At 39.5% G+C, this 25449-nt stretch carries 23 protein-coding genes; 6 read left to right on the top strand and 17 right to left on the bottom strand.

Annotated elements, in window-relative coordinates:
* Nucleotides 1–17: 17 nt before the first annotated feature.
* From MKZ09_RS34230 to MKZ09_RS34185, 10 genes are all read right to left on the bottom strand, one after another.
* Complete coding sequence (locus MKZ09_RS34230; RefSeq protein WP_143766814.1) at nt 18–863, bottom strand: type II secretion system F family protein; 846 nt, start codon at nt 861–863, stop codon at nt 18–20.
* Nucleotides 864–1000: 137 nt separating this feature from the next.
* On the bottom strand, nt 1001–1879 hold the full coding sequence (locus tag MKZ09_RS34225) for a type II secretion system F family protein (RefSeq protein ID WP_076138947.1): 879 nt from the start codon (nt 1877–1879) through the stop codon (nt 1001–1003).
* The gene (locus tag MKZ09_RS34220) at nt 1876–3954 is read right to left on the bottom strand and encodes a CpaF family protein (RefSeq protein WP_076138946.1); all 2079 of its coding nucleotides are present in this window, start codon (nt 3952–3954) and stop codon (nt 1876–1878) included. Before MKZ09_RS34220 ends, MKZ09_RS34225 begins: the two co-directional genes overlap by 4 nt.
* A gap of 54 nt (nt 3955–4008) precedes the next feature.
* A complete protein-coding gene (locus tag MKZ09_RS34215) occupies nt 4009–4266 on the bottom strand; it encodes a hypothetical protein (protein ID WP_076138945.1) in 258 nt (85 codons plus the stop codon).
* Between the two features lie 56 nt (nt 4267–4322).
* Entirely contained in the window at nt 4323–4718 is a 396-nt protein-coding gene (locus MKZ09_RS34210) for a hypothetical protein (protein WP_076138944.1), read from the bottom strand.
* Between the two features lie 877 nt (nt 4719–5595).
* On the bottom strand, nt 5596–6654 hold the full coding sequence (locus MKZ09_RS34205; protein ID WP_076138943.1) for a hypothetical protein: 1059 nt from the start codon (nt 6652–6654) through the stop codon (nt 5596–5598).
* 791 nt (nt 6655–7445) lie between these two features.
* The gene (locus MKZ09_RS34200; RefSeq protein WP_081386690.1) at nt 7446–7616 is read right to left on the bottom strand and encodes an aspartyl-phosphate phosphatase Spo0E family protein; all 171 of its coding nucleotides are present in this window, start codon (nt 7614–7616) and stop codon (nt 7446–7448) included.
* 222 nt (nt 7617–7838) lie between these two features.
* Complete coding sequence (locus MKZ09_RS34195; RefSeq protein ID WP_076138942.1) at nt 7839–8537, bottom strand: SprT-like domain-containing protein; 699 nt, start codon at nt 8535–8537, stop codon at nt 7839–7841.
* A 1061-nt stretch (nt 8538–9598) separates the two neighbouring features.
* Entirely contained in the window at nt 9599–10024 is a 426-nt protein-coding gene (locus MKZ09_RS34190; RefSeq protein ID WP_076139098.1) for a hypothetical protein, read from the bottom strand.
* Complete coding sequence (locus MKZ09_RS34185) at nt 10021–11241, bottom strand: ParM/StbA family protein (RefSeq protein WP_076139097.1); 1221 nt, start codon at nt 11239–11241, stop codon at nt 10021–10023. The genes MKZ09_RS34190 and MKZ09_RS34185 overlap by 4 nt, the downstream gene beginning before the upstream one ends.
* A gap of 550 nt (nt 11242–11791) precedes the next feature.
* Here MKZ09_RS34185 and MKZ09_RS34180 point away from each other — a divergent pair.
* On the top strand, nt 11792–12139 hold the full coding sequence (locus MKZ09_RS34180) for a hypothetical protein (protein ID WP_076139096.1): 348 nt from the start codon (nt 11792–11794) through the stop codon (nt 12137–12139).
* A gap of 19 nt (nt 12140–12158) precedes the next feature.
* Entirely contained in the window at nt 12159–12365 is a 207-nt protein-coding gene (locus MKZ09_RS34175; RefSeq protein ID WP_076139095.1) for a hypothetical protein, read from the top strand.
* Nucleotide 12366: 1 nt separating this feature from the next.
* Here MKZ09_RS34175 and MKZ09_RS34170 read toward each other — a convergent pair whose 3' ends face one another.
* Nucleotides 12367–12675, bottom strand: a complete 309-nt coding sequence (locus MKZ09_RS34170; protein ID WP_076139094.1) for a helix-turn-helix domain-containing protein — start codon at nt 12673–12675, stop codon at nt 12367–12369.
* Nucleotides 12676–12884: 209 nt separating this feature from the next.
* Here MKZ09_RS34170 and MKZ09_RS34165 point away from each other — a divergent pair, with 209 nt between their 5' ends.
* The 4 genes from MKZ09_RS34165 to MKZ09_RS34150 all read left to right on the top strand — a co-directional run bounded on the left by MKZ09_RS34165 (nt 12885) and on the right by MKZ09_RS34150 (nt 16803).
* Nucleotides 12885–13571 (top strand): hypothetical protein, encoded by a 687-nt coding sequence (locus MKZ09_RS34165; protein ID WP_076139093.1) that lies wholly within the window; start codon nt 12885–12887, stop codon nt 13569–13571.
* A gap of 1460 nt (nt 13572–15031) precedes the next feature.
* On the top strand, nt 15032–15472 hold the full coding sequence (locus MKZ09_RS34160) for a JAB domain-containing protein (RefSeq protein ID WP_076139107.1): 441 nt from the start codon (nt 15032–15034) through the stop codon (nt 15470–15472).
* Between the two features lie 86 nt (nt 15473–15558).
* Nucleotides 15559–15957 (top strand): hypothetical protein, encoded by a 399-nt coding sequence (locus MKZ09_RS34155; RefSeq protein WP_076139108.1) that lies wholly within the window; start codon nt 15559–15561, stop codon nt 15955–15957.
* A gap of 15 nt (nt 15958–15972) precedes the next feature.
* A complete protein-coding gene (locus tag MKZ09_RS34150) occupies nt 15973–16803 on the top strand; it encodes a hypothetical protein (RefSeq protein ID WP_076139109.1) in 831 nt (276 codons plus the stop codon).
* A gap of 290 nt (nt 16804–17093) precedes the next feature.
* Here MKZ09_RS34150 and MKZ09_RS34145 read toward each other — a convergent pair whose 3' ends face one another.
* The 6 genes from MKZ09_RS34145 to MKZ09_RS34120 form a co-directional block, all read right to left on the bottom strand.
* The gene (locus MKZ09_RS34145; protein WP_076139110.1) at nt 17094–17393 is read right to left on the bottom strand and encodes a hypothetical protein; all 300 of its coding nucleotides are present in this window, start codon (nt 17391–17393) and stop codon (nt 17094–17096) included.
* A gap of 644 nt (nt 17394–18037) precedes the next feature.
* Nucleotides 18038–18517: a hypothetical protein gene (locus MKZ09_RS34140; RefSeq protein WP_340962156.1), complete on the bottom strand. Its 480-nt coding sequence runs from the start codon at nt 18515–18517 to the stop codon at nt 18038–18040.
* Between the two features lie 771 nt (nt 18518–19288).
* On the bottom strand, nt 19289–21463 hold the full coding sequence (locus MKZ09_RS34135; RefSeq protein WP_076138882.1) for an FtsK/SpoIIIE domain-containing protein: 2175 nt from the start codon (nt 21461–21463) through the stop codon (nt 19289–19291).
* Between the two features lie 4 nt (nt 21464–21467).
* Nucleotides 21468–21719, bottom strand: a complete 252-nt coding sequence (locus tag MKZ09_RS34130) for a hypothetical protein (RefSeq protein WP_076138883.1) — start codon at nt 21717–21719, stop codon at nt 21468–21470.
* A 309-nt stretch (nt 21720–22028) separates the two neighbouring features.
* The gene (gene ltrA, locus MKZ09_RS34125) at nt 22029–23837 is read right to left on the bottom strand and encodes a group II intron reverse transcriptase/maturase (RefSeq protein ID WP_179089686.1); all 1809 of its coding nucleotides are present in this window, start codon (nt 23835–23837) and stop codon (nt 22029–22031) included.
* A gap of 672 nt (nt 23838–24509) precedes the next feature.
* Entirely contained in the window at nt 24510–25445 is a 936-nt protein-coding gene (locus MKZ09_RS34120; RefSeq protein WP_076208638.1) for a M23 family metallopeptidase, read from the bottom strand.
* Nucleotides 25446–25449: the final 4 nt, after the last annotated feature.

The raw sequence follows: 25449 nt of genomic DNA, 5'->3' as shown, positions 1-25449 counted from the left end.
TCCATATTTTAATTTTTTTAAAGTGCAGCAAGACCTGCAAAAAGTTTAAATCCCATCAAACCCATAAAAATCATGTCATGAAAGATTAGAATCCCATAGAATAAATTCATTTTTTCGGGATTTCCTTTGGTGAGCTCTATCAGTGAAAGTCTACGTAAATCCCTTAAATCATTTTTTATTGAGTTTAAATCATCTTCCCCTTCGTGGAATCCTTTCTCCAAAATAACATTGACTACAGATACAAAATCGTACATTACTGGAAGATCAATATCTTCTGCAAAGATTTTCAGTGCGTCTTTCATTAACATCCTGTCGCTATTAGCAATTAAACGCTTGAGCATTTGCCCAAGAAGTTCGCTACCTTGATTACTGGCTGCTTCGAATATACCTTTTAAGGGCTTACCGACCTCTAGCGCGTTAATCATTTTGCTAATGAGATTTGGAAGATCCCTAATCAATAAATTCTGCCTTTTTTTGTGCTGTTTTGAAATATCATTAATATCGTTCCAAATTAAAAGCCCCACTGAAAGTGGGACTAGTGTATAAAGTATTGGCATATGCGTCACTACTGGTAACAACACCATTATTGGAACAAACAGTAATGATTTTAGTATCGTTTTGGAAATGAAATATGGGTAACTATCCTTTTTATTCAGAGTCAAATATTTTGCCCTTGTAACTTCTCCAAATATTTGATCTAACCATTTCCATTTTTCAAGCCGGTCCGAAAAAAGAACAAGAAAAGAATTTTGTTCCATTCGCTGGATTTCTTTCTCGTCCATATTTAGAAAAACAGCCATTTTTGTTATTTTTTTTTGCCTATCAAATCCAGGCAAGATAATAGACAGCACTGGCAGAGACATGATTAGTATCACAATTGAAAACAAAAATGAAAGATTCGTTTTTTTCACCTCCTTTAATTAATTTATAAATAATGTTCTTCGTAATTAATAAAAAAACGACCATCTTCCCCCAAAAGGGTAGTAAGTCGTTGATGATATTACAAGTTGTCTAAATCTAATCTTAAATACTTATCCCTGCCCAAATATGCGAAAAAAGTAGTCAACAATAAGGTTCCAACTAATATTTTGCCTGGTGTAGTCAATAAGCTTAATGATGAACCCATACTCTCCATATTTTTTTCAAGATAAGCGAATAAAAAAATTATTGCCCATCCTGCAGGAAAAATAACGAAAAACTTATTTCGTTTAGTCCTGTTCTCAACATCAATAGTTTGGAGCAAGGCGATGTCACTCTTAATATCATCATTTGACTCCTTAATACTTTTAATGGACTTCGTATGGAACCCATCAATATTCCCCATTATTATCTTTTCACATAGATCATCGAACTTCCGAAACTGAACTTTAGCACTCATTTGCTTTAGAGCAGTTCGTGGATCTACCCCAAGTAAAAGAGAATTATACAGATTTTCAAAAAGTGGTTTAGTGACACCAGACATTACTGGCAAAGACATTTCCAAAGATTTTTGAAGAGATTTGCAATCCCTCATCATGGATACTAAAAGTCTTACATTTGTAGGCAGATTAAAAAGCATAGCCTTTCTTCTAGAATATTTTAATTTTGAAAAGACTAATCGCGGCACAAAAAAACCGATAACTGTTCCGACTACTGCGAACATTAGGTTATCGGTTATAAACGCGATTGAAATTCCTACCACCATTGAAATTATCATAAGAATAATATAGTGCTTTAGCTGAAACTTTAAGCCTAGATCAGTGGCTTGATCCTTTACACTATCAAAACCAAAAGCATTTCGTAGCCGGTTACTCCTCACTTCACTTTTTTTCTTAGGTAATATGCTGGATATACCATAAGTTATAACAATAACTGCAAATGCAATAAGTGCAAAACTCATATACCCTCCACCTCACACCAGCGATGATATTCTTTTTCATCAGGTTCTTCTGATTGAATTTTTTCCAAAAAGCTTGTTGATTTAATCTTATTTTTAAACTCTAAAACCTGAGTTGTAGGGTTATACTTGAAAATTGTATTTAAAACAGGCTCCTCTGTTCCTTTGTAACTAATCAGTTCACTTATTTCCATCAAAACTCTCACACCAGTTTTCTTCGATCTTTTCTGAAATAATATAAGATCCAAGGAACCAGCAACTTGCGCTGCAGCTGCATTAGTATTCCCGTTAAGTTGCAATAACCGTACAGCTGCTTCTGCTGCGCTATTGGCATGAATGGTTGTCCAAATAACATGACCTGTATTCATGGCAATTAAAGCTTCAGAAGCCGCCTCTTCATCTCTTATTTCGCCAATAGCCAATACAGAAGGCTTTAACCGAAGAGTAGCCTTAACTAATTTTCCAATACCATAACTTTTGTCTTTATCCTCAATATTTTTAACTAACAAAGATGGTAAATTGGGATAATCTTTATATTGCAATTTGCTTGCATACATCAACTCCTCAGAGTCCTCAATTGAAATGATTCTAGTAATCTTTGGAACATATTGAGGGAACATAAGCAATTTAGCAGTTTTACCACTGTTTGTCCCACCAGCAACCAGAGTATTCGCCCCCATTTTTATGGCGAATTGAAGAAACTCGGTTCCTTCCAGGCTTATATTTCCATAGTTTATACATTCTTCGTCTGTGTATACGTTAGGAGGAAATTTTCTTATTGAAATAAGAGAGTGACCACCACTCACCCCTGAGTAATGTTTATTATCTGCAACAGCACAAATTCTAAAGCCTCGATAGTTAGCATCAATAATTGGTTCATTACTCGACAATGGCTTTCCTATCGGCATCAGCATTTTGTCAATGGTCTGTATTAAATGCTCCGTACCCTGAAATTTTATATGCTCCATATGGATATCTTTACCATTAATTTCTGCAATGACCTGATCAGGACCGTTGATTTCGATTGAACTAATGGTTGGATCATCTAAAATTTCCTGGATTACACCAAGCTCTGTAATTTCTTTTTGCACCATCTCAATAACATCAGTGATTGGCATCGTAAAAACAAAATCCGTGATACTTCTCACCATATCAGCAATCAAATATTTAATTTTTTGTCTTTTATCTTCGTTTGTCAGTGAACTCACATAATCATCTAAATGCCCCTCAGCGAGTTGTCCTCTTATTCTTTCAGTAATAGATGTTATGTTCTTCATTTCCAAGTCCGAAAGTTCTGTCTTTGCTTCTCTTAAATGATATTTAAGAGTTAAATGATCCATTGGATCAATCAGCCCAATATTTTCATTTCCTGTTTTGAGGCTATTTCGCGGACTCCATTGAATTACATTAGGCTCAATTTCCGAAATTTTTTTGGCTAGTTCGCTGTGTTTGGTATAAATTGCGATATTATTAGATTGCAAATGATTAGTGGCAGAAAATAAAATCAGCCTTTCTTTCTCTATACCAAACACTTCATTACTTTTTTTAGAAAAAGTATAATTATTCACGAATTCAATTTCACTCAAACTATAGAAAACAATGATATCTGCAACTTTCATTCCATACAAAGTTGCTGGATGAATCATTGTTCCTTGACTAACGAAAAAAATATAATCATACATACTGGAAAGTTTATTCTTTAAATAAAGCGGTAATTCGATCAATGAACTGTTGCTGTTAATTCTTCTAGTAACTGGATTTTCAGGGTTAGATCGTGGATTCATCAATATATAATCACTGCTATCATTCTTCGTGTAAATATATTCACTCATTTCAGCTGGTGCATTGCGGTCATAGTCCAAGAGTAACTGATCCATGGACTTTTCCTTATCAATCTTGACCGCTTCTTCACCTAGCGCATAAGCTATCCGTGGAATACCAAGACATGGAAATTCAACAATGATACTTTTTTTATTTTTTGGAAGTTGTCCAATTGTCTTTTGCAAATATCCGATAGTATCACCACCACCAGGATTTGCAATCATCAGTGTTCTACTATCCGTTTTAATTTCCGACATATCTTTCATTTTTCCTTTCTATAATCCTATTTTATATAGCTTACTTCAGTAGCCTTATATCATATCCTGTAACCAAACGATATCTTCAAATCCTGTAAACCCTCCAGCATCTAAAATCTCTTTGAGAGCATTTTGACCACCTATCGGATTATACGGACAATTAGGGCTATGACAAAAAGCCAGATACCCCAATTTAGGATGTTTAAATGCGTATCCGCGCGGCATAATATAACCGCCACTCACCTTAAATTTTTGTGTTCCCAACTTTACGATCTCCAAAGCATCATTAATTAATTTGGTATCCTCTAGCAATTTTATTTCCTCCTTCTCTCGCCTTTAACATCATTAAAACAAAAGGAACAGCACTATTAACTGTGCTGTTCCTTTTGTTTTAATATCGTCCACATTTCTTTAACTCTTTCTATTGATTGAATTCCACCTTCCCAAAAAATAGATGAATCTAATTTGAATAACTCTTCTTCAAATTCTTTTTCAGCTACTTCGTAATCACTATCGATCATAACTACTCGCTCTGGATTTATATTTTCATCTGAAACAACGGCACATGCCTCTTCAAGATTCATTCTCTGACTCAGCAGTTTCAGTTTTAGTAGCGCAATCATATCTTCATCCGTCAATTTTCTTCGTTTCTCTTTACGCCCGAATTGATACCCAGCATTCTCTAAACTGTAAACCCAGCGCCTCGCAGAGCTTTCAGCAAGTTCTAAAACTTCTGCCGCCTCTTTAAAAGACCAGATTCCCATGTTACCCCCCTCTTTAAACAAAAAAAGCGCCTACTATCGGCACCTTCACGCTTAATATGATTTTCGAAAGAAGTATCACTTCTTAACTCAATGTCCCTCGTGTAACTGCCTGGTGTCAAAAATTATCATGTTATAAGAATATCACGTATTTCAGCCTGTAACGTACCTAAAAAGTATGATACAAGTATGATTTGAAATATTTAGCTGTAGCAGCATCCAGGAGAGCGTGAGTAGCAGCTGTAGGAGATCCAGCGGTGAGCGGTGGCAATTAGCCAGGGCAATGCTCAGATCCGGTTCCTGTAGACACATAAGTGAGCTGCTGATCGATGCGCCGGCGGTAGCTGGTCCTGTGCGCTGGACCGCATCCAGGAGAGCGTGAGTAGCAGCTGCAGGAGATCCAGCGATGAGCGGTAGCAATTAGCCAGGAACAATGCTCAGATCCGGAACCTGCAGACACATAAGTGAGCTGCTGATCGATGCGCCGGCGATACCTGGTCCTGTGCGCTGGATCGCATCCAGGAGAGCGTGAGTAGCAGCTGCAGGGGATCCAGCGGTAAGCGGTAGCAATTAGCCAGGGCAATGCTCAGATCCGGTTCCTATAGACACATAAGTGAGCTGCTGATCGATGCGCCGGCGATACCTGGTCCTGTGCGCTGGATCGCATCCAGGAGAGCGTGAGTAGCAGCTGCAGGAGATCCAGCGGTGAGCGGTGGCAATTAGGCAGGCCAATGCCCGAATTTGATTCCTGCAGACACTAAGTGAGCTGTTACTGCAGGGATCTACCGGTGAGTTCTAGTTACTCAATCTCTTGTAAAGCAATGAGCACTAAAATAAGCACTGTAAAAATTAACTTTGGCTCAATTAGTAGATTTCGTAATTATCTATTTAATAAACCTTGCTTTACCTTGTAAAGTTTATAAGCCTCTTCATAACATGTAGAAAAATATCCAGTTGGATTGTTTATTTTCAAATGCATAGATACACCACCAGAAACCAAATCAAGATTACAAGATTTTTCGAAGTAGAGTTCACACGCTTTAATAACTATTTCTGGTAAGAGAATATCTTTATGATGGCTGCTTAACATTAGAAAGATAGATTCTATATAACTATCATTCATTGGTATATTATCTGCTACGTAGCAATATTTAGGCACATTAGTACAGAGCACTTCGTATATTCTATTTAAATTATCATCAATGTTATTCAATGGAAGATTCATAGAGGCGGCGATAGCCGACCCATTCAATCTATCATTCAATATTGAATCTGAAGTAGTCTTTGAAGTAATCTCTGGTATTGCTGTTCCAGCAGGGAGGTTCGGAGTTCGATTCTGGAAGTTCGAGTATCCAGATTGACCGTTCGAAATTCCTGTATGGTGATTCGAATCTCCAATTTGGACCTCCGAACTTCCATTTTGGAACTTGCTATCTCCAAAATGGTCTTCCGAACTTCCATTTTGGAACTTCGGGTATGTCATTTGAAAGTTTGTTATATTTAGCGTTCGTTGTAATGATTCGTATCCCTCTAAGTGATAACCTTTTATACTTAGATCAGTCATAATTTGTATTAAATCTACTCTGTATTGAAATGTTTTATCCCAAGAATAATTAGGATTTCTTCTCTCGTAGATCCATCCACCGTCAATCAAATTTTTTATTTTTCTTCTTATGGTTTGAATACTTGCCTTAAGCATTAATTCCTCAGACAATTCTTCTGCTTTTTTATAAAACCAACCATGATCACGTTTTAGATTTGGCTGCAGTCCATTGGTAGACATACGCTCAGTTTCTTCTTGAATTAACTTATCTGCATCTTTGACTCTTTCAGACCAATAAATAAATTGATTTAGTATTAATGCTGACACGTAATCGCCGGTTAAAGCTACCAGTTCCTCTTTAATAACGACCCGTTTTAGTTTCATTGGATTTTGCATAATTACCTCCTGATTATGTAAAATGTGACAGAAAGAGCTTCCTTTTTAAATTGCTATGAGATCGATTGTATATATGTTCTGGTAGTGGCAAAGGGACTGCAGTCGTTACTATTATGAATTTTTCATATAGTGCGAAATTATAAATAGCAAAGATCTTAAGCCAGCGCATTCATACGTAGTCCTATAAATCTACTTCTAACGCACACCGTGGAAAAAAGGATCCTTTTCATGGCTTAGATGAATTACCCCTCTAATAGATGGATTTTAATTGTTTATGAATACAGAAAAAGCCCACGATCTGCCTGTACAAAGACAAATCGAGGGCTTGTAAACACTTGAAAAATAGATGACACTATGGTAAATTAATATATATCAATACCATAAATAAGGTATTAAGAAATACCCCAGGTCATTGTTAAAGCACTGATTCACCGATGTCCAGATCGGTTGATTCGGCACCTAGTATCAGAGCTCCAACTCTTCTACTAGAAGCTTTTTCAATGGCTATTTCTTTGTCAAAAGAACAATTTAAGTTATCCACATTTTAGCACATAAGGTTATAAAAAAGAAGAGAAAAGTTGTTCACAGCCTTGCTCCAAACCTATATTTTGTCGGAATTTTGCTTATTTTTTCTAAACATGCACCATAAAAACGCAAGCCCTGATTCTACTAAAAATACCCAACCTAAAACTGGTGTTGTCAAAATTTCCATTCTACTCTCTCCCTTTGTATGTTATTCTGGAGAGGCGTGGTACCGGCAAAGTTTCACGCCTCTTACAAGTCGATTGCTCCTACGCATTCGGCTTTTTTGTTTTATTAATAAGATTGTGTACCTGATCTAATTGCTGTGACTTAGATACGACTACATAAGAATTTAACGCATAAAGGTTACTTAATTCATACATTTCAGATTGAAGTGCCTCAAATTGATCGTAAAGTGATTCAAGTGAAGCCTCGGCCATGTAATCACCTCCTTTTTTATTTTATTATACCATCAAAACATCTTTTGTAAATGGTTTTAGGTATAAAAAAATAAAAAAAAGCTTTGTATTTAATAAATCATACATACAAAGCTTTTTAAGGTTATATTTATGGCTCTGGATTGTACTGTCTTACATGCTCCAACTACTAGAATCTAGCTGCTCATACTCAGTTGTTTATCATAGTGACCTAGAAATCTCGACTTATTCTGTTTCAAAATTTTGATTACAATCACCACATAAAATGTTTAAGTCTTTTTTATATGATCTTACTGAAATCCCACATGATGGACAGGTCCATTTAATAGATTTTGAGCCTGACTCATAACCCATATTAGTACTGCTAGAACTGGCTATTTCATCCGTTTCCCCCCCCTCTGCTAAGGCTTTGAAATAACTATATCCATGACGTGCGATAACGAATATTTCTTTTCTAATCGGCATTTCTCCTATTTTTCGTTTTGCCTCATCTCCAAGTCTCGCATAAGTCCATCCATGTTTAGGATCTGGTTTATCCTCCTTGTATTCAAATCCTAGCTCTAAAACCTTTTGTTTAAAGCGTTTATTATGATATGTACCTTTACGACTGGTATCCTGTATACCTGCGTGAAGGTGGTAAAGATGTACCATTTCATGCAAAACAGTATCCATCGTTTCATAAAAGTCCTGATCCATAAACTCAGCTGATAGATTTAATTCATACATTTGCAATGTCCCATCTTGTGTGCCCCAAACGGGTACTACTGAACACCATCCCATAGAAAGCCTTTGATGCCCGTTTGATTGTATAGTTATAGCTGGTGTAGGTAATACCCCATCAAAATAAGTTTTATTAAACAATTCAAATACGTGATGAAGCTCTGTCGTTATATCACTTAATGTTAAAGATTTTATATCAAACATAGGCTCCTCCTTTTTTGAGGCATATGCCTCAAAAATATTATTTATAATAGCATATTGATCTATTACTATCAATTTTTCTTCTGCAGGTTCGGGATCTGAGCATTGCCCTGGCTAATTGCCACCGCTCACCGCTGGATCTCCTGCAGCTGCTACTCACGCTCTCCTGGATGCGGTCCATCGCCCAGGACCAGCTACCGCCGGCGCATCGATCAGCAGCTCACTTATGTGTCTGCAGGTTCCGGATCTGAGCTTTGCCCTGCCTAATGTTACCGCTCACCGCTGGATCCCCTGCAGCTGCTACTCACGCTCTCCTGGATGCGGTCCATCGCCCAGGACCAGCTACCGCCGGCGCATCGATCAGCAGCTCACTTATGTGTCTGCAGGTTCCGGATCTGAGCTTTGCCCTGCCTAATGTTACCGCTTACAATAAGATCCCTTGCAGCTGCTACTCACGCTCTCCTGGATGCGGTCCATCGCACAGGACCAGGTATCGCCGGCGCATCGATCAGCAGCTCACTTATGTGTCTGCAGGTTCCGGATCTGAGCATTGCCCTGGCTAATTGCTACCGCTCACCGCTGGATCCCCTGCAGCTGCTACTCACGCTCTCCTGGATGCGGTCCATCGCCCAGGACCAGCTACGCCGGCGCATTGATTAGCAGCTCACTTATGTGTCTACAGGAACCGGATCTGAGCATTGCCCTGCCTAATTGCCACCGCTCACCGCTGGATCCCCTGCAGCTGCTACTCACGCTCTCCTGGATGCGGTCCATCGCCCAGGACCAGCTACCGCCGGCGCATCGATCAGCAGCTCACTTATGTGTCTGCAGGTTCCGGATCTGAGCATTGCCCTGGCTAATTGCTACCGCTCACCGCTGGATCCCCTGCAGCTGCTACTCACGCTCTCCTGGATGCGGTCCATCGCCCAGGACCAGCTACGCCGGCGCATTGATTAGCAGCTCACTTATGTGTCTGCAGGTTCCTGATTTTTGTTTTCTTACGCTCTTCCAAAAAAAACCTAATTAAGTGGCTTTTGAGGCCAAATAATTAGGTTTCCACTTGTTTAAAGTCGTGAGGGATCTATAGTTGAGTAAAAGTTATCTTTCTCTGAGTTTACGTCCTTTTTTGCTTCAATGCTAGTCACAGCAGAACTTGTATCTTGGTTCTTTTCATCACTAATTTCTGCGTCTACGCTTAACTCTGTAGAAGAATTTGAAATCGATAATTTATTTTTCAAATCATCCATAACAGCAATGATGTTTTGAAAATCTTTGGAATATGGCTCTAAAAACATTGTTTTTTGAATATCAATATCCGTAATATCTCTATATCCAAAGCGATCAATCATATGTCTAACCAACGTTGTGAGTGAAATTTGAATGTTTCCTTGTGCATTAACCCATTTATTTAGAGACTGAAAATCATTGAGTTTATTAATACGCCAGGACACAAGATCTCGTTTACTGACCTCTTTATTATCCTCGTTCACGACTTAACAACCTCCGAAGGAAAAAACACTCTATCATGAAGTATTGATAAACCTTCAAGATTCATATCTACCGCATACTCTGCAGGAATCCAAAGTACAAAGCAATGCACTTCCTCTGCGAAAGCGACTAGCTCGGAATAAAGTTCCGATTCAAATGTTATACTACCGCCTCCAAGCACCATAAAGTACTCAATGTCCCCACCTATTACTATGTAACGTTCTTTAATAATCTCTAAAATATTCTGCGCCTCTACATACTTAGCATCATCCATAAATGCTACAGCAGAATCATGTAAATTATCATCAGTATTTAACAACAAATCATCAAATCGCTGTCTATTAATTTGTAGGTGACCTCCGAGATCACTTGATAGCGCTTTAGCTGCCTCTTCTGCTGCATGACCCACCCCACGCTGTACACCGGTACAGTTATCTATAACAGGATTAGCACCATGAAGATGAATTAATTCCGTTGTTCCAGAACCTATGTCAGTTAATAAGCCTTTTTTCTGTGCAATTTCAACTTGAGTTAAGTTCGCAATATGTTCTCTGCCCTTTTTCCCTTTATACTCCTTTACTAATTTTTCCAGTATTCCAGGGACTTTATTTTCCTTGGGGGTCGGTGCTTCCCTTAATGCATATATTGCAGGTACGCCCTCTTGAGTTATTTTAACGGAAATATAGTTAATTGTAACAGTTACTAAAGAGGTTCCAATATATACAATCACTACATGCGAAGACTTTCCATCTCCGTTATTAGTAAATCTTTTTTCCATCATTGAAGCAGTTGCTGGTTTCCATTCAGAGGCAGGGATTGCTCCTGTCATTTTTGCTTCAATTGATAAGGTTACCGGCAATTTGGCATGTTCTTCGTAGTATTCAGCAATTGCTGCGGCTGCTGTCATTGAGAGATTCATAATCACTGGTATGTCATGCTTATGCTTTTCACCAATTCGTATATTCATATTTTCGGTTTTAGCAATATTTAGATTCGCACGTTTACCTACACTAAAAAATCCCGATCTCTTTAATGCAGGGCTTGTAATATTCACGGTTAATTCATCAAATAGATTAGCCATATGTTTTTCAAGATTACCTTCTGCAATAGCTGGTTGTTCAGTAAGCCGTTTTATCGTAGATGGCTGTACCAGTTTTTTACCATTATAATACATCTTGTTAGTAGAGTTTCCAAAATCATTTTTAATATTAGCAACCATTTCACAATCACCTCATTTTTAATTTTTAAATCCTTTCAATTCAAAATGAATTGTATTTGAATTTAATTTGAACACGAAAATGATTCTTCTTTACAAATATATACCAAATCTCAAAAGTAATCAAGTATTTTAAATTCATTTTCAATTCAATTTGAGTTTAATATTGAAATGTACATAATTAAAATCAGTGCTTATCCTAAATATTCTTCATTTATAATTCAATATGAATTCATTTATTCCTATTACTTTTATAAGTTTTTACCACTAATAGACTACAAAAAATATAGTCGGCACTTATTTTCATATTGCATAATTCCCCTCTAAAAAAAGGAACTTTATACCTACAAACAGAGTTAAATCACCTCTTATATTACTTTTAAAGATAACATTCGTCATAATTTATTATTATTTTTAGTAAGTTTTCCATTGCTATCATTGGTTTTATATGGCAATATAACTATTGAAGTTTCATCTAAGCCTATCTAAGTTCATCTATTAAGGTATTTATTAAGCCGGTTTTATCTTACAACATTAAATATGGAGGGAAATAATGGATCACACAAAACTAAAAGGCATCGGAGATTCAAGTTCTATCACAATCCCTAAAAACTATATTGATTACATCTCAGGTGAAACAAAAGCAGTTAATGAATATCACTTGTCTCTGATTAACGAAGCAATTGGAAATCGAAAATTAATACACCTTGTTATGACTGGTATATCACTAGTCGAGAATTTAAAAAGAGGGACTGATTTAATTTCTGTAACACACTGTATTAATCAGGAAAATTACAAAGCTCGGGTAGCAGGATATTTAGAATTAAAAAAAGATGATCAATTACAAATGAATGCTGGGACAATCGCCCATTTGCTAACATCAGTGTTAAATCGAAATTAATACTTAGGAGGTTTTTTTTATGATGAATTGCGGAAATTGTAGCCATTGGAACTGGTGTTCAAAAACAGATGGGAAAATCGAAGAAAGTGAGACAGTTTGCAGTTTCTCACCTTCTAGATTCACTGGAATAATAATAGAAGATCAGTCGGAAGCAGAGATTGACAAAAATTTAATTTCATTTGATGGATTAATCGGAATTATTCGGAGAATCGAAGGTAAAGGTTAAACTATTTTTTCTTTGACATAAGTTTCATAAGTGATAACAAATGTTCTTGATCAGTTGGAGTCAGCTGCCTAAATAAAGTCAGCATGTTAATCTCAGCTGCTGTAGGGGTCAAATCAGAAAAAAATATGTCCCAAAAATCAATACCCACGGCATCTGCCCAACGTTGCAAAGCTGATGTTGTTGGAGCACGCTTATTATTTTCCCAATCAGATAAAGTTCCAACTGATATTCCTGAACGCTCAAATATTTTTTGTTGTGTGAGATTTCTATTTTTACGAATTGCTCTTAATCGTTCACCTATGTATTGCAATAGAGATCCTCCTACAAAATAAGCTGAGAATACGAATTTTAGTTATTTGTAATACATATCTTCTCAAAAAAAGTAATAATGGAACACTGTTATATAGGTAACTTACTAATTTTAGTAATATTCATTGTCATAATTACTTATTTAAATAAGTTTGAGATATGTATTTTTGATATCCATATTAAATCTGTCTATCACGGAAGGAGAAATTAATGCGAAGCGTGCAGATTACCAAAACTAACATCAGTTCGTTACCACTTGACTGGATTTATATACGCTATCAAAGACTTCAAAAAAGTTGTTTAAAATCAGAAGGAGAAACTCACTCTGATGAATTAGATCTAATTAGAGAATACTTTGATTTGAATGGTTACGCTGCGATTTTTGGAATAACTAATAAATCAGATGCTGATCAAATGGAATTGGAAATTCCAACTGCATCACGATCTCAATATGTCCCTATTATAGAAAATCGTTTACGTGAGCATTATCGATTAACACAAAGAAAACATAATCTTGAACAGCAGCTGACCGACATTTTGGGTGCCTTTTATGTTCTTGATTTACCTAAAATGACTGCTACATATGGAAATATCAGTGGCGTTCAAACAAGGGGGGGAGTATCTTCTCCGATTGAAGATGCAGTAATGAGACCATTTTCTAGAGCTGAAAAAATCAAGGAAGAATTAATGAATGTTGAAGATCGTTTATATGATATGGCTCATGCTCTTAGTGAATTAACTGAGCCCCAGCTATCTTTGGTAAGTGCGAAATATTTAGTTAGACGCGAACCCAAAGATGATCAATTAATGAGTGTCTTAGGGTTTGGAAGACAAAAATATTATGAGATTAAAAAAACATCACTAATTAGAATTGCACAAGAACTATCAGTCATATAGTAATTTCCAGTTAAATGGAGGTAGAAAGATAATGTACTTTAACAAAGGAGCTTCTTACATAATCAATTATGGAACCTTCGAGAAACTTTCAAAATTCATCCTAAGCGAGAATGGGAATAATCATTTTGTTGATGAAAACGGAGAATTTATTATATCCGACAATTTTTTACTTAAGAAAAAAATCATTGTATCTTCAGCGTTAAAACATTAATTTCCATTGGGGTTCATTACAGAACCCACTCAAAAACACTATATGAGATATCAGATAAGAGATTTAGTCGATACCTCATATAGTGTTTTTTTTGCTGCGTAATAGAGTGTAGCTATTTGAACCATACACCCGATCTAAGAGAGTGTTGAGCTGCTGCTGCAGGGGATCCAGCGGTGAGCGGTAGCATTTAACCAGGGCAATGCTCAGATCCGGTTCCTGTAGACACATAAGTGAGCTGCTGATCGATGCGCCGGCGATACCTGGTCCTGTGCGCTGGATCGCATCCAGGAGAGCGTGAGTAGCAGCTGCAGGAGATCCAGCGGTGAGCGGTGGCAATTAGCCAGGAACAAAGCTCAGATCCGGAACCTGCAGACACATAAGTGAGCTGCTGATCGATGCGCCGGCGGTAGCTGGTCCTGGGCGCTGGATCGCATCCAGGAGAGCGTGAGTAGCAGCTGCAGGAGATCCAGCGGTGAGCGGTAGCATTTAACCAGGGCAATGCTCAGATCCGGTTCCTGTAGACACATAAGTGAGCTGCTGATCGATGCGCCGGCGATACCTGGTCCTGTGCGCTGGATCGCATCCAGGAGAGCGTGAGTAGCAGCTGCAGGAGATCCAGCGGTGAGCGGTGGCAATTAGCCAGGAACAAAGCTCAGATCCGGAACCTGCAGACACATAAGTGAGCTGCTGATCGATGCGCCGGCGGTAGCTGGTCCTGGGCGCTGGATCGCATCCAGGAGAGCGTGAGTAGCAGCTGCAGGAGATCCAGCGGTGAGCGGTAGCATTTAACCAGGGCAATGCTCAGATCCGGTTCCTGTAGACACATAAGTGAGCTGCTGATCGATGCGCCGGCGATACCTGGTCCTGTGCGCTGGATCGCATCCAGGAGAGCGTGAGTAGCAGCTGCAGGAGATCCAGCGGTGAGCGGTGGCAATTAGCCAGGAACAAAGCTCAGATCCGGAACCTGCAGACACATAAGTGAGCTGCTGATCGATGCGCCGGCGGTAGCTGGTCCTGGGCGCTGGATCGCATCCAGGAGAGCGTGAGTAGCAGCTGCAGGAGATCCAGCGGTGAGCGGTAGCAATTAGCCAGGCCAACGCTAAAATCCAGAATCTGCAGACAGTTAGGTGAGCAGCTGAAGACTCCGGATCGATACAATAATTTTAATTTATTATGTAATTAAACACTTGATTTTTAATGTCTTGATGGTATAATTAAATCAAGAAACAATTAGAAAAGGGGATACGAAATGGAATGCATTATCGAAATCACAAGAATTACTCAACAAATTGATAAAACAAACTTACCTCTCATACGTGTTTGCTCACCTATTGATGCAGTTGAGATCACAAACAAATACATAGTTGACGAAGATAGAGAGGTTCTTCTAATTATGGTTCTTGACACTAAAAACCAAATTATTGCTATCCATCGTTGTCATATGGGATCCTTAAGCGCATCAATCGCTCATCCAAGAGAAATATTCAAGGCTGCAATCTTAAATAATGCTGCAAGTATAATCATAGCTCACAACCACCCTAGCGGCATTGTAACCCCATCTGAAGAAGATATAAAGTTAACACAACGTATAGCAGAGTGCGGTGAAATAATGGGCATTGAACTTTTAGACCATTTAATAGTAGGGTGGCAAGAAGGCTATTATTCTTTTAAATCCTCTGGTTTATTATAAAGCTGTAAAAGCTATCGGCTTTATAGCCGGTGGCTTTTACTCTAAAATATTATTCGGATAAATTAAAAAATGGAGGTTGAATACAAATGAAGAATTTCACTGATTATTCACATAAAAACCAATACAGATTAATAAAAGCACAACTACCCGCAGGAAAACGAAATGATTGCAATCTACTTCCTGTAGTTTACCTGATGGCAGGAAATGAAGAATTTAGAAACAAGGTAACTCACTTTATAAATTGGAATGAAGGAGAAATTGACTGGAGTAATCTGTTAAATTCAAATGACGATATTGAAGAACTAACAATTTTGATTAAACTATCTGCAGAACTATATAGTCATAAGCAAATGATTTCAATTTATGATTTAATAAATAAGCTAGATAAAAATAATTTTTCTATGGTATTAATGTTGCTGCAAAATATTAAAGAAGGATTCCATTTTAATACCTATGAAATAGATAATCTGGATTCTTATATATAGAAAGGTTGTTTATAATTGATTAAAAAATATGGACTCGCGTTAGATAGTGTTCAATTGGATGAATTTAGAAATTTAGTTCCAGAAAAAATAAGACGAAAAAGCTTAGAATCATTCATATTGAATGACTATAAATTTTCTCCTTCAAATTCCAACTCCCTTGATGATGAAGATAATGAGATAGATAAAAAACGGGGAAGAGGCAGACCAGCAAAAAAAAACAGCGAGAATTCAATTGCCACGAATATGGCTCTAAGTATCGAAGCAATAACTATTATAGATGACTTAGTTACTAATCTTAAAAATAAAGGCGTTTCGGCAAACCGTTCATCTGTGATGAGAGATGTTATATCCAATTTCAACATTTTCTATAAAGACAAAAGGGACCTTTTCACTTCTCCATCAGAAAGGAAACCAAATACCTTTTATCTGGAAAAAGGTACTCATGAATTTTTAAAAAAATGGACTAAATCAAGAAATCTTAATTATGTAATCGAACAGTTTATTTTAAGCTCCGACTTCACACCATCCTCTATCACTGACGAGGATATAAGTTTTTTGAGAAAGACACCTGAACAAGTAGAACCAATACGAATTAGTATTAGTGAAACAGCCTATTCAGTAATTGATGATATTTTAAGTTTTCTTGATCCTGGGATAACAAGAACCTCAATAATGCGTTTAGTAGTTCAAAGGATAATCCAATTAGATCAAGGAGTAGCTTTACCTAAACTATTAGCTAAGAAGAAACTTGATGCCGCAATAATTAACTATGAAAATATTGTGGGTGTTGACAAAACCCAAGAACTAATTTCAGATTACTTAAACAAAAATTATGATACGGACTAATTCATAAAAGCTAATCATGAAGTCCACATGTAAAGTGTTCTAATGAGCCAGGGCAACACTCAGATCCGGTTCCTGCAGATATACAGGTTTGCAACTGAAGAAGATTCCGGATCGGTGCGCCGGTGGTGTTTGATCCTGGGCGCTTGCAGCATCCAGGAGAGTATGAGCTGCTGCTGTTATGGATTTACGTCCGATTTATGAAAATTCATACCAAAGCCTGGGATTTAAATCGGGCTTTTTTTTGCATCTCCTTACCTAACCTTTTAATTTTTTTATGCATAAATCCCCCACTAATATAACAACCAATAATCCGCACTACTCGGTATATTCTTAACCTTTTGTACCTCATCTGGATCTCGGTGGGATGGATTATCTCTTTCCCAACCTGATATAATGCATGCCCTTTCAGGCGGTGTATGTGGGTTCCACTCAATATAGTTTTCTTTCGCTAATTCTTCTAATCCGTTTCTGATATCGACGGGCATACGACCACTTAATCGCTCCAACTCAGGCAATGATGGCAGACATCCAAAATGTCGTGAGTAATGATTAATGATCAACAATAACTTGCGCGGAGTATCTTCTAACATGTTTAACACCTCTCCAAAATAAGAACATTTGTTTGTATTATATGTGAGCTCTAGATTGTATAGCAAGAGAAATAAACCGTACCTCGTCATAATCAATCAGGTAAATTCCGATTCCGCAACCAGGAGAGCGTGAGCTACTGCTGCAGGGGATCCAGCGGTAAGCTGCAGCATTTAGCCAGGGCAATGCTCAGATCCGGTTCCTGTAGACAATTAGGTAAGCTGCTGAAGACTCCGGATCGATTCGCCGGCGGTAGCTGGTCCTGGGCGCTGGACCGCATCCAGGAGAGCGTGAGTAGCAGCTGCAGGAGATCCAGCGGTGAGCGGTAGCATTTAGCCAGGGCAATGCTCATCCGGAACCTGAAGACACTTAAGTGAGCTGCTGAAGACTCCGGATCGATTCGCCGGTGGTATTTGGTCCTGGGCGCTGGACCGCATCCAGGAGAGCGTGAGTAGCAGCTGCAGGAGATCCAGCGGTGAGCGGTAGCATTTAGCCAGGGCAATGCTCATCCGGAACCTGCAGACATTTAGGTGAGCTGCTGAATACTCTGGATCGATTCGCCGGTGGTATTTGGTCCTGGGCGCTGGACCGCATCCAGGAGAGCGTGAGTAGCAGCTGCAGGAGATCCAGCGGTGAGCGGTAGCATTTAGCCAGGGCAATGCTCATCCGGAACCTGCAGACATTTAGGTGAGCTGCTGAATACTCTGGATCGATTCGCCGGTGGTATTTGGTCCTGGGCGCTGGACCGCATCCAGGAGAGCGTGAGTAGCAGCTGCAGGAGATCCAGCGGTGAGCGGTAGCATTTAGCCAGGGCAATGCTCATCCGGAACCTGAAGACACTTAAGTGAGCTGCTGAAGACTCCGGATCGATTCGCTGGCGGTAGCTAGCAGCATCCAGGAGAGCGTGAGCTGCTGCTGCAGGGGATCCAGCGGTAAGCTGCAGCATTTTAGCCAGGGCAATGCTCAGATCCGGAACCTGCAGACATTTAGGTGAGCTGCTGAATACTCTGGATCGATTCGCCGGCGGTATTTGGTCCTGGGCGCTGGACCGCATCCAGGAGAGCGTGAGTAGCAGCTGCAGGAGATCCAGCGGTGAGCGGTAGCATTTAGCCAGGGCAATGCTCATCCGGAACCTGCAGACATTTAGGTGAGCTGCTGAATACTCTGGATCGATTCGCCGGCGGTATTTGGTCCTGGGCGCTGGACCGCATCCAGGAGAGCGTGAGTAGCAGCTGCAGGAGATCCAGCGGTGAGCGGTAGCATTTAGCCAGGGCAATGCTCATCCGGAACCTGAAGACACTTAAGTGAGCTGCTGAAGACTCCGGATCGATTCGCTGGCGGTAGCTAGCAGCATCCAGGAGAGCGTGAGCTGCTGCTGCAGGGGATCCAGCGGTAAGCTGCAGCACTTAGCCAGGGCAATGCTCAGATCCGGAACCTGAAGACACTTAAGTGAGCTGCTGAAGACTCCGGATCGATTCGCTGGCGGTAGCTAGCAGCACCCAGGAGAGCGTGAGCTGCTGCTGCAGGGGATCCAGCGGTAAGCTGCAGCACTTAGCCAGGGCAATGCTCAGATCCGGAACCTGAAGACACTTAAGTGAGCTGCTGAAGACTCCGGATCGATTCGCCGGCGGTAGCTAGCAGCATCCAGGAGAGCGTGAGCTGCTGCTGTATTGGATCCATGTGTGGTCTTTAAAAAGGAATATGACTTTCTAAAAATAAAAAAAGAGGGTTTGTAATTAGTGGATATTTCGATTAGTTCCGGATATTAGTTCCCATAGATTATCTATAGTGATAATTTATAAAATCCCTTATTGGTAAAGGGTTCTCTATAGAATTCATTGGGAACTAATATGGGGAACTGATGCGGGGAACTAATACGGGAACTAATAATTTTTTATCAATTGATAGTATCTTTTAACTCTGCTGGATGATTTTCAAGATAATTTTGTACTTGTTCTTCATCCCATGCCAGAGTATATCCCATCCTTGGACTAGAAGGAGGAGACAAAAATCCCTCAGCAACTAACTCTTTCATATGCAGTAATATCGTTTCTTTCCGAATTTCAAATATAGAACTAAGATCAGTCGAACTTAATATCCCTGTTCTGCAAATATGATCTTTAATCCCTTCCCTTAATTTTTTTTCTTTGTATACTTCATCTTGCTGACCTGAAATCCATTGACGCATATTTTTGCTAGAATTATATTTTTCGATTAATCCTTGTTCCTGCATTTTAGTTAATATGTTTGCTGCACTCATATATCCTATCCTGAGTTTCTTTTGCAAAATCGCGACGTTAATTCCATTGTTCTCTCTAGCAATTGAAATAGCCTTTTCATATATTTCATCTGGATTATGCTGTCCTTCTGGATTATGCTGTCCTTCTGTATCGTCTGTTTTATCAATATTTTTAGATAGATCAATATCATTAGAGTTGTCCAAAAACTCCTCTTGAACTTTCGCTAATTCCACCAAATCCCCTAATATTTCATTATCTGATGTATCACCAAGATTAGGTTCCGTAAAAATAGATTCGTTACTAGTTACTGTCCTTCTCCAAAATTCCCCTAGTTGCTCAATGAACATAGTGGACTCATCATCATTTGTACTAATCGCTGCGCTTTGGAATCTCTGTGGACTTCCGCCATTAACAACACATACTCCGTCTCCATTACCAAGTAGTGACGGTCCACCAGTATCCATAACCGTTCTATAATCAACACCGCTTTGTAAACGGAAGGCGACTCTTGAGGGTAAATTAGCTTTAATAATACCTGTCACAACATCAACGCTAGGTCTTTGCGTACCCATAATTATATGTATCCCAGCAGCACGCCCCATCTGTAACCCCCGTTGTATTGGTTCCTCAACTTCTGCACCTAAAAGAAGTACTAAATCTGCATATTCATCTATTCCAATAATAATATAAGGCAGCCTTTCTTTTTTTGGATATTTTTTATGGTAATGCGATATATTTCTAACACCTAGCTGCGAAAACAAATCATATCTACGTTCCATTTCTACAATGGTTTGTTGTATTGCCGTTGCAGCACGCCGCATATCTGTAATCACAGGCGTTAGGAGATGTGGAAAACCTGAATACACCGAAAATTCAACTTTCTTAGGATCGATAAGAATTAATCTTAATCTCTTGGGACTTAATATTGTCAATAAAGAAGACAATATGACATTAAAAAAAACAGATTTACCGGAACCTGTAGTACCAGCAACTAGTAAGTGTGGTAGTTTTGCCAAGTCTACAAGTAATGCCTCTCCTTTCATTTTCCTACCATAAACTACAGGTAGTTCAGCATTTTCAGAATAACGTATTAAATCTTGTGCAACATCGCGTAAATATACAAATGCTCTGTCTTCATCTCTATGAGGTATTATGAAAGCAGCCGCACTTTGATAATCAGATGTTGTGACCTCAAAACTTTGATGTTGTCCTAAATGATTAGCTATATCATCTTTCTTCTTCATTAGCTGGGAAAGTTGGATTTTAGGCGGTAAGCGAAACGAAATTATTTGCAGAGCCGGTCCTGACTCTATACTTAAAATTTCTATATTCCCCTCAAAATTGAAACCTACCAATTCAAGCGCATTAGAAATCTTCTCACTCGCATATTCTCTGGTAAAGACTTTAGAATTGATGGGACGAGGATTTCGAGGTAACATGTCAAATTGCGGTGGAAAAACCTCACTAAAAGGGATTTCCCTCAAATCAGAGACAGAGGCTGCTATTTGCCCCTCAGCAGCCTCAATAAATATAGTATCATTTGTAGATTTACTGTTAGCTTGATCGCTACCCTGTGAATACTTCTCTTTGCTTTTAAGTACATAATTAAGTATTTGTTTTCTTTTCCTCCAACCTATCCTTGCAACATACGGTAGACCGACAAATAGAATCCAACTCTTTAATGTATAAGATAGGACTTTTTCACTTAACTCATGTAGTGAGGGAGAAAAATCAAATATATAAATCAGACCACATGCCCCAGCTGTTAGCGCTGCTATACGTGTGAAAAACTGTGCGAACGATTCTTTTTGATTAACATCTTTATTGTCCATTTGATTAATCACCTGCTTTCATGTGCTTAAAAAATCCTAACAATCCATTTGCAAGATCATTTGCATTTTCTTTTACAATAGGCCACCATTGGTCTGCCTGAACAACTACAAGATCATAAACATCACTAATGTTACGAACCAGCATTATTAGAAGAAATACACCTATTGCTTTCCACAATAAAGAAGGTACCTTAAATTTGTCTCCATATTTATAAAGTCCCCAAAAAACAATACCAATTATTAATACTAACGTCATACAATCATCCTCCTAATTCTGATAGCAACTTGTGAAATTTACGTACACCTATCCACCATCCTCTATGTTCAGCATAATATCCTCGGGGATTATCCATTGCAGACAGCCACTCGATAAAATCTCTTCCATTGGGTCTATCCTGGGACAATTTAATTATTGTTTGAGCTGCAATAGTTGCTGACTGTTCTGTAGTTAGAGTAGCTCCCTTTCCCTTGCAATAGGAATAGGTAAGGTTTTGATGCGATCGCCGCCTTTTCCCCTCCCCCACACCGTGCATGCACCTTTCAGCGCACACGGCGTTCCATCTTTTTAGATCACTTCGTTTATAAGTTCCAAGTTACTCATCTTCCGATATTGGTTTATCATGTTGACCATCTGCTCGGTCATTCCGAGTCCGGTCATGAGTGCTATAATCGTTTCCTGCTTCTTGGCATGTATGAGCGTATGAACATCCTTATGGAGAATTCGCAAATTACTGAATCGGTCCGTCCCCCCCAGGCTAACCGGCAGATAATGATGACAATGAACTTCATCTGCGTATAAGAATGAGCCTGTTATTTCGCATCTTCCAAGCTTCATGCTGTACCGGCTTATTCGGTTATCCAAATACTCCACACTGCAGTTAGGGATATACGATGTCATCAGTCTTACGATTTCCACTTGAAGATGGGGTTTAAGCTTTTGGTGAATCTCTTCCCTGCCTTCTTGCGTAAACGGAGTTAACTCTTGTTTGAATTGATAAGAGTTAATGACCATTTGCACATCCTTTATGGGATATAGATACACTCCACCGACGTTGAATGTTCGATAGTTGACGTTGTACCATTTGGTATATGTCGGTGGTGGATTGGATGGGTGCTCATACTTCCCGACCTGCTTAAGTCGATTATAGGTGAACGTCCGAAGATCATAGGCAAGACGTGAGAACTCCAGGTTGACTAAAGTTGCCCGTTTAAAATAGTTATGAATTCCCAGTACGAAACTATTGTAGAGATTAGCATTGCGGGCTGTTGGCCGTCTCCGCATGAGACGAATATGTTTCTTAGCCATCATTTTGATTTGCGTTTTTTTCTTGCGGTTGATACCCGTATGCGCCACTCTTATATCACCCTTTTTCACCGCACGAATCGTAAACCCTAGAAACTCAGAAGGACGCTTACGCAGGTTAACGATTTTCGATTTGTCTGGTGAAAGTTCAAGTTTCAGGCGTTCTTTGAGGTAAAGTCTGACCGCTACATACCACTTTTGGGCCGTTCTCCAATCCCGACAAAAGATTTTGAAGTCATCCGCATAGCGCACCAGGTACCCCTCTTTAAGCCTCGTTTTCTTCAAAGCCTTATTTTTATTGGTACTTGTGGAGTACGGGTAGACCGTAGCAAATTCTTCCCATTGCCCAGCTATCCATTGATCCAGATCATGCAGAACAATATTCGAGAGAAGTGGAGATAAAATACCACCCTGTGGGGTGCCTTTTGAGGGTTTACCTTCACCCTCAATCTCAGCTTTTAGCATTTTGCTGATAATGCGTAGAACTTTCCTGTCTTGAATTCCCAAGTTCCATAATTGCTTAATGAGCAAGGTATGGTTGACATTGTCAAAGAAACCTTGAACATCAACATCTACGACATAGTGCAGCCCAATGCGGTTCACAAGATATTGTGATCTTGCTAATGCATGATGGGCTGATCTGAGCGGTCTAAAGCCGTAACTATGTCTGTAGAAATGAGCTTCTGCAATTGGCTCAAGGATCTGCTTGAAGCTCTGCTGAATGACTCTATCCAACATACATGGAATCCCTAACGGCCTTAGTTTACCGTTCGGTTTAGGAATGAAGACGCGCCTGACTTGCTTAGGACGATAATTCAATAATTTATCCCGTACTACGTTTACGAGTTCTTCGTCTGTCAACACCTTAAGGTCTGCAATGGTCTTTCTGTCCGTTCCTGCGGTTTGAGAACCTTTGTTGGACTTGATGGTCCGAAAGGCGAGAAGGATATTCTCCCGTGACGTAATCAAGTCGTAGAGAAAGCCGAAGCGCTCCTTCTTTCTTGCCCTTTCGTACAAATCCGTAAAGGTTCCTGTCATGTTGTAATAGTCCCAATACCGAAGCGCCTGCACAGTGGCATCTCTCCTTTCGTGGAGGATGTTCCCACTTTCTTACCTGATCGGTGCAGTTCACATTTGGAAAATAAACATTTCATCTAAAAAGACTCAGGGATATTCCTCCACGCCTATTACGGGCGTATCATCGGTCATTCCCTTACTCTCACAAGGATGAATGCATTTCGGCAAAGCCTTATAGCAACCGTCTAGGATGGCGATCCAACTAACGACGTCCCTTGCTTTCCTTGTTCCTTGCAACCTAGCTATCCATGTAAATCTTAGGTGCTGCCTTTGAACCTGTGGACTGGATATCGCCATCGTTCGATATAGCGAGTTTCCTATGCTGGATTTGTACTCTTCGCCATCCACTCTACCAGTTGGTAGACAACACGTTTCCGTATCGCTCGGATATAGGCCCGTACATTCGGCAGTTCGTCAGACCCCTGGGTCATTCTCACCATCATTTACTTTTCAGCCGTCCGGCCTATCTGTCAGCATACCTTCCCTTTCGGGTGGCTGTAGCTTTCATTCAGCCGACTTCACCTGGCTTTGTACAGGATGGATTCGCCATCGATCCTGCACACAGGAGGATTAACGAGAGAGTTTCAGGAAACATGGCTCCGTCATTCCTCTCTTCAGTTACAAAGTTAGATTCTTATGAATCCCTGCTTTTCCCGTTCATGACGGTTATAGCAGAACAAGTCGCACCCAACAGCCAAACACATTCCAAGGATTTTTCACAATCTCTGAAGCATGATTATTACTCTCAGGGACGAATGATTGCTCCTGACCGGTAATTGCAAGGAGTAGATATGGATCGACATTCTTTAATTTGGCGGCACGATCAATCATGTTTAGAGTTTCTACGTACCCAAGTGCTGACTTACGCTTCTTTAGATAATCCAATAAAACGGGTATATTTAAAGGTTTATACGAATATTCACCTGGATCCAGCGATGTTCCAGGCGGTTGTACGTAATCAAGAGGGTTCACAGGTTTTCCCGACGATTCAATTTGAAAATGCAAATGTGGTCCCGTTGATCTCCCAACTATTCCCTTGCCTATTCTTGCTATTAGTTGTCCTTTGCTTACGACATCTCCAGTATTCACATACATCAATGCTTCCAAATGACCATATTTCGATACAAGATTATTACCATGATCGATATAAATCACTTGACCGTAGCCGCTAGCCGCACCAGCCAACGTTACAACCCCTGAAGCCATTGCATAAATTGGCTGTAACTCTGTTTTTTCTGCTCCATTAGCAATATCGATCCCTTTATGATACTCAATCCCTCCTAAATCACGGTTTCCAAACGATGAGGAGACACGCGAAATAGACGGCACAGGCCATATATAGGCTGTACCGTCCGTATCTAATTGATTCGGTGCATATAAAGCTGAGTCTGTTGTGGAAGAACTATAAGATAGAGAACCAGGAGTAGAGAATAAGAAAAACGGAAGCAAAACAAATCCGATCACTAGAATCACCAGAGCGATTAATATAATGAGCCCCCAAATATATGGTGCTAGAGATGAAGTAGTTAATAAGATAATCATTCGACGAGTTTTTTTGATCTTATTAATTGTTTCCTGAGTTTTAGCTATCGCATCTGACATAGGC

Origin of the sequence: Paenibacillus sp. FSL R5-0908 (assembly GCF_038006245.1) — a bacterium.
Lineage (GTDB): Bacteria > Bacillota > Bacilli > Paenibacillales > Paenibacillaceae > Paenibacillus_AQ > Paenibacillus_AQ odorifer.
Note: the sequence above shows the minus strand (reverse complement) of the source record. Positions and strands in the feature narration are given on the sequence as shown.

Coding starts and splice junctions, on each gene's coding strand:
- MKZ09_RS34220 (WP_076138946.1), bottom strand. CDS start 3,954: ATGTCGGAAATTAAAACGGATAGTAGAACACTGATGATTGCAAATCCT.
- MKZ09_RS34200 (WP_081386690.1), bottom strand. CDS start 7,616: ATGGCCGAGGCTTCACTTGAATCACTTTACGATCAATTTGAGGCACTT.
- MKZ09_RS34145 (WP_076139110.1), bottom strand. CDS start 17,393: ATGTTAGAAGATACTCCGCGCAAGTTATTGTTGATCATTAATCATTAC.
- MKZ09_RS34140 (WP_340962156.1), bottom strand. CDS start 18,517: ATGAGCATTGCCCTGGCTAAATGCTACCGCTCACCGCTGGATCTCCTG.
- MKZ09_RS34210 (WP_076138944.1), bottom strand. CDS start 4,718: ATGGGAATCTGGTCTTTTAAAGAGGCGGCAGAAGTTTTAGAACTTGCT.
- MKZ09_RS34135 (WP_076138882.1), bottom strand. CDS start 21,463: ATGGACAATAAAGATGTTAATCAAAAAGAATCGTTCGCACAGTTTTTC.
- MKZ09_RS34160 (WP_076139107.1), top strand. CDS start 15,032: ATGGAATGCATTATCGAAATCACAAGAATTACTCAACAAATTGATAAA.
- MKZ09_RS34205 (WP_076138943.1), bottom strand. CDS start 6,654: ATGCAAAATCCAATGAAACTAAAACGGGTCGTTATTAAAGAGGAACTG.
- MKZ09_RS34175 (WP_076139095.1), top strand. CDS start 12,159: ATGATGAATTGCGGAAATTGTAGCCATTGGAACTGGTGTTCAAAAACA.
- MKZ09_RS34155 (WP_076139108.1), top strand. CDS start 15,559: ATGAAGAATTTCACTGATTATTCACATAAAAACCAATACAGATTAATA.
- MKZ09_RS34195 (WP_076138942.1), bottom strand. CDS start 8,537: ATGTTTGATATAAAATCTTTAACATTAAGTGATATAACGACAGAGCTT.
- MKZ09_RS34185 (WP_076139097.1), bottom strand. CDS start 11,241: ATGGTTGCTAATATTAAAAATGATTTTGGAAACTCTACTAACAAGATG.
- MKZ09_RS34180 (WP_076139096.1), top strand. CDS start 11,792: ATGGATCACACAAAACTAAAAGGCATCGGAGATTCAAGTTCTATCACA.
- MKZ09_RS34130 (WP_076138883.1), bottom strand. CDS start 21,719: ATGACGTTAGTATTAATAATTGGTATTGTTTTTTGGGGACTTTATAAA.
- MKZ09_RS34225 (WP_076138947.1), bottom strand. CDS start 1,879: ATGAGTTTTGCACTTATTGCATTTGCAGTTATTGTTATAACTTATGGT.
- MKZ09_RS34165 (WP_076139093.1), top strand. CDS start 12,885: ATGCGAAGCGTGCAGATTACCAAAACTAACATCAGTTCGTTACCACTT.
- MKZ09_RS34120 (WP_076208638.1), bottom strand. CDS start 25,445: ATGTCAGATGCGATAGCTAAAACTCAGGAAACAATTAATAAGATCAAA.
- MKZ09_RS34230 (WP_143766814.1), bottom strand. CDS start 863: ATGTCTCTGCCAGTGCTGTCTATTATCTTGCCTGGATTTGATAGGCAA.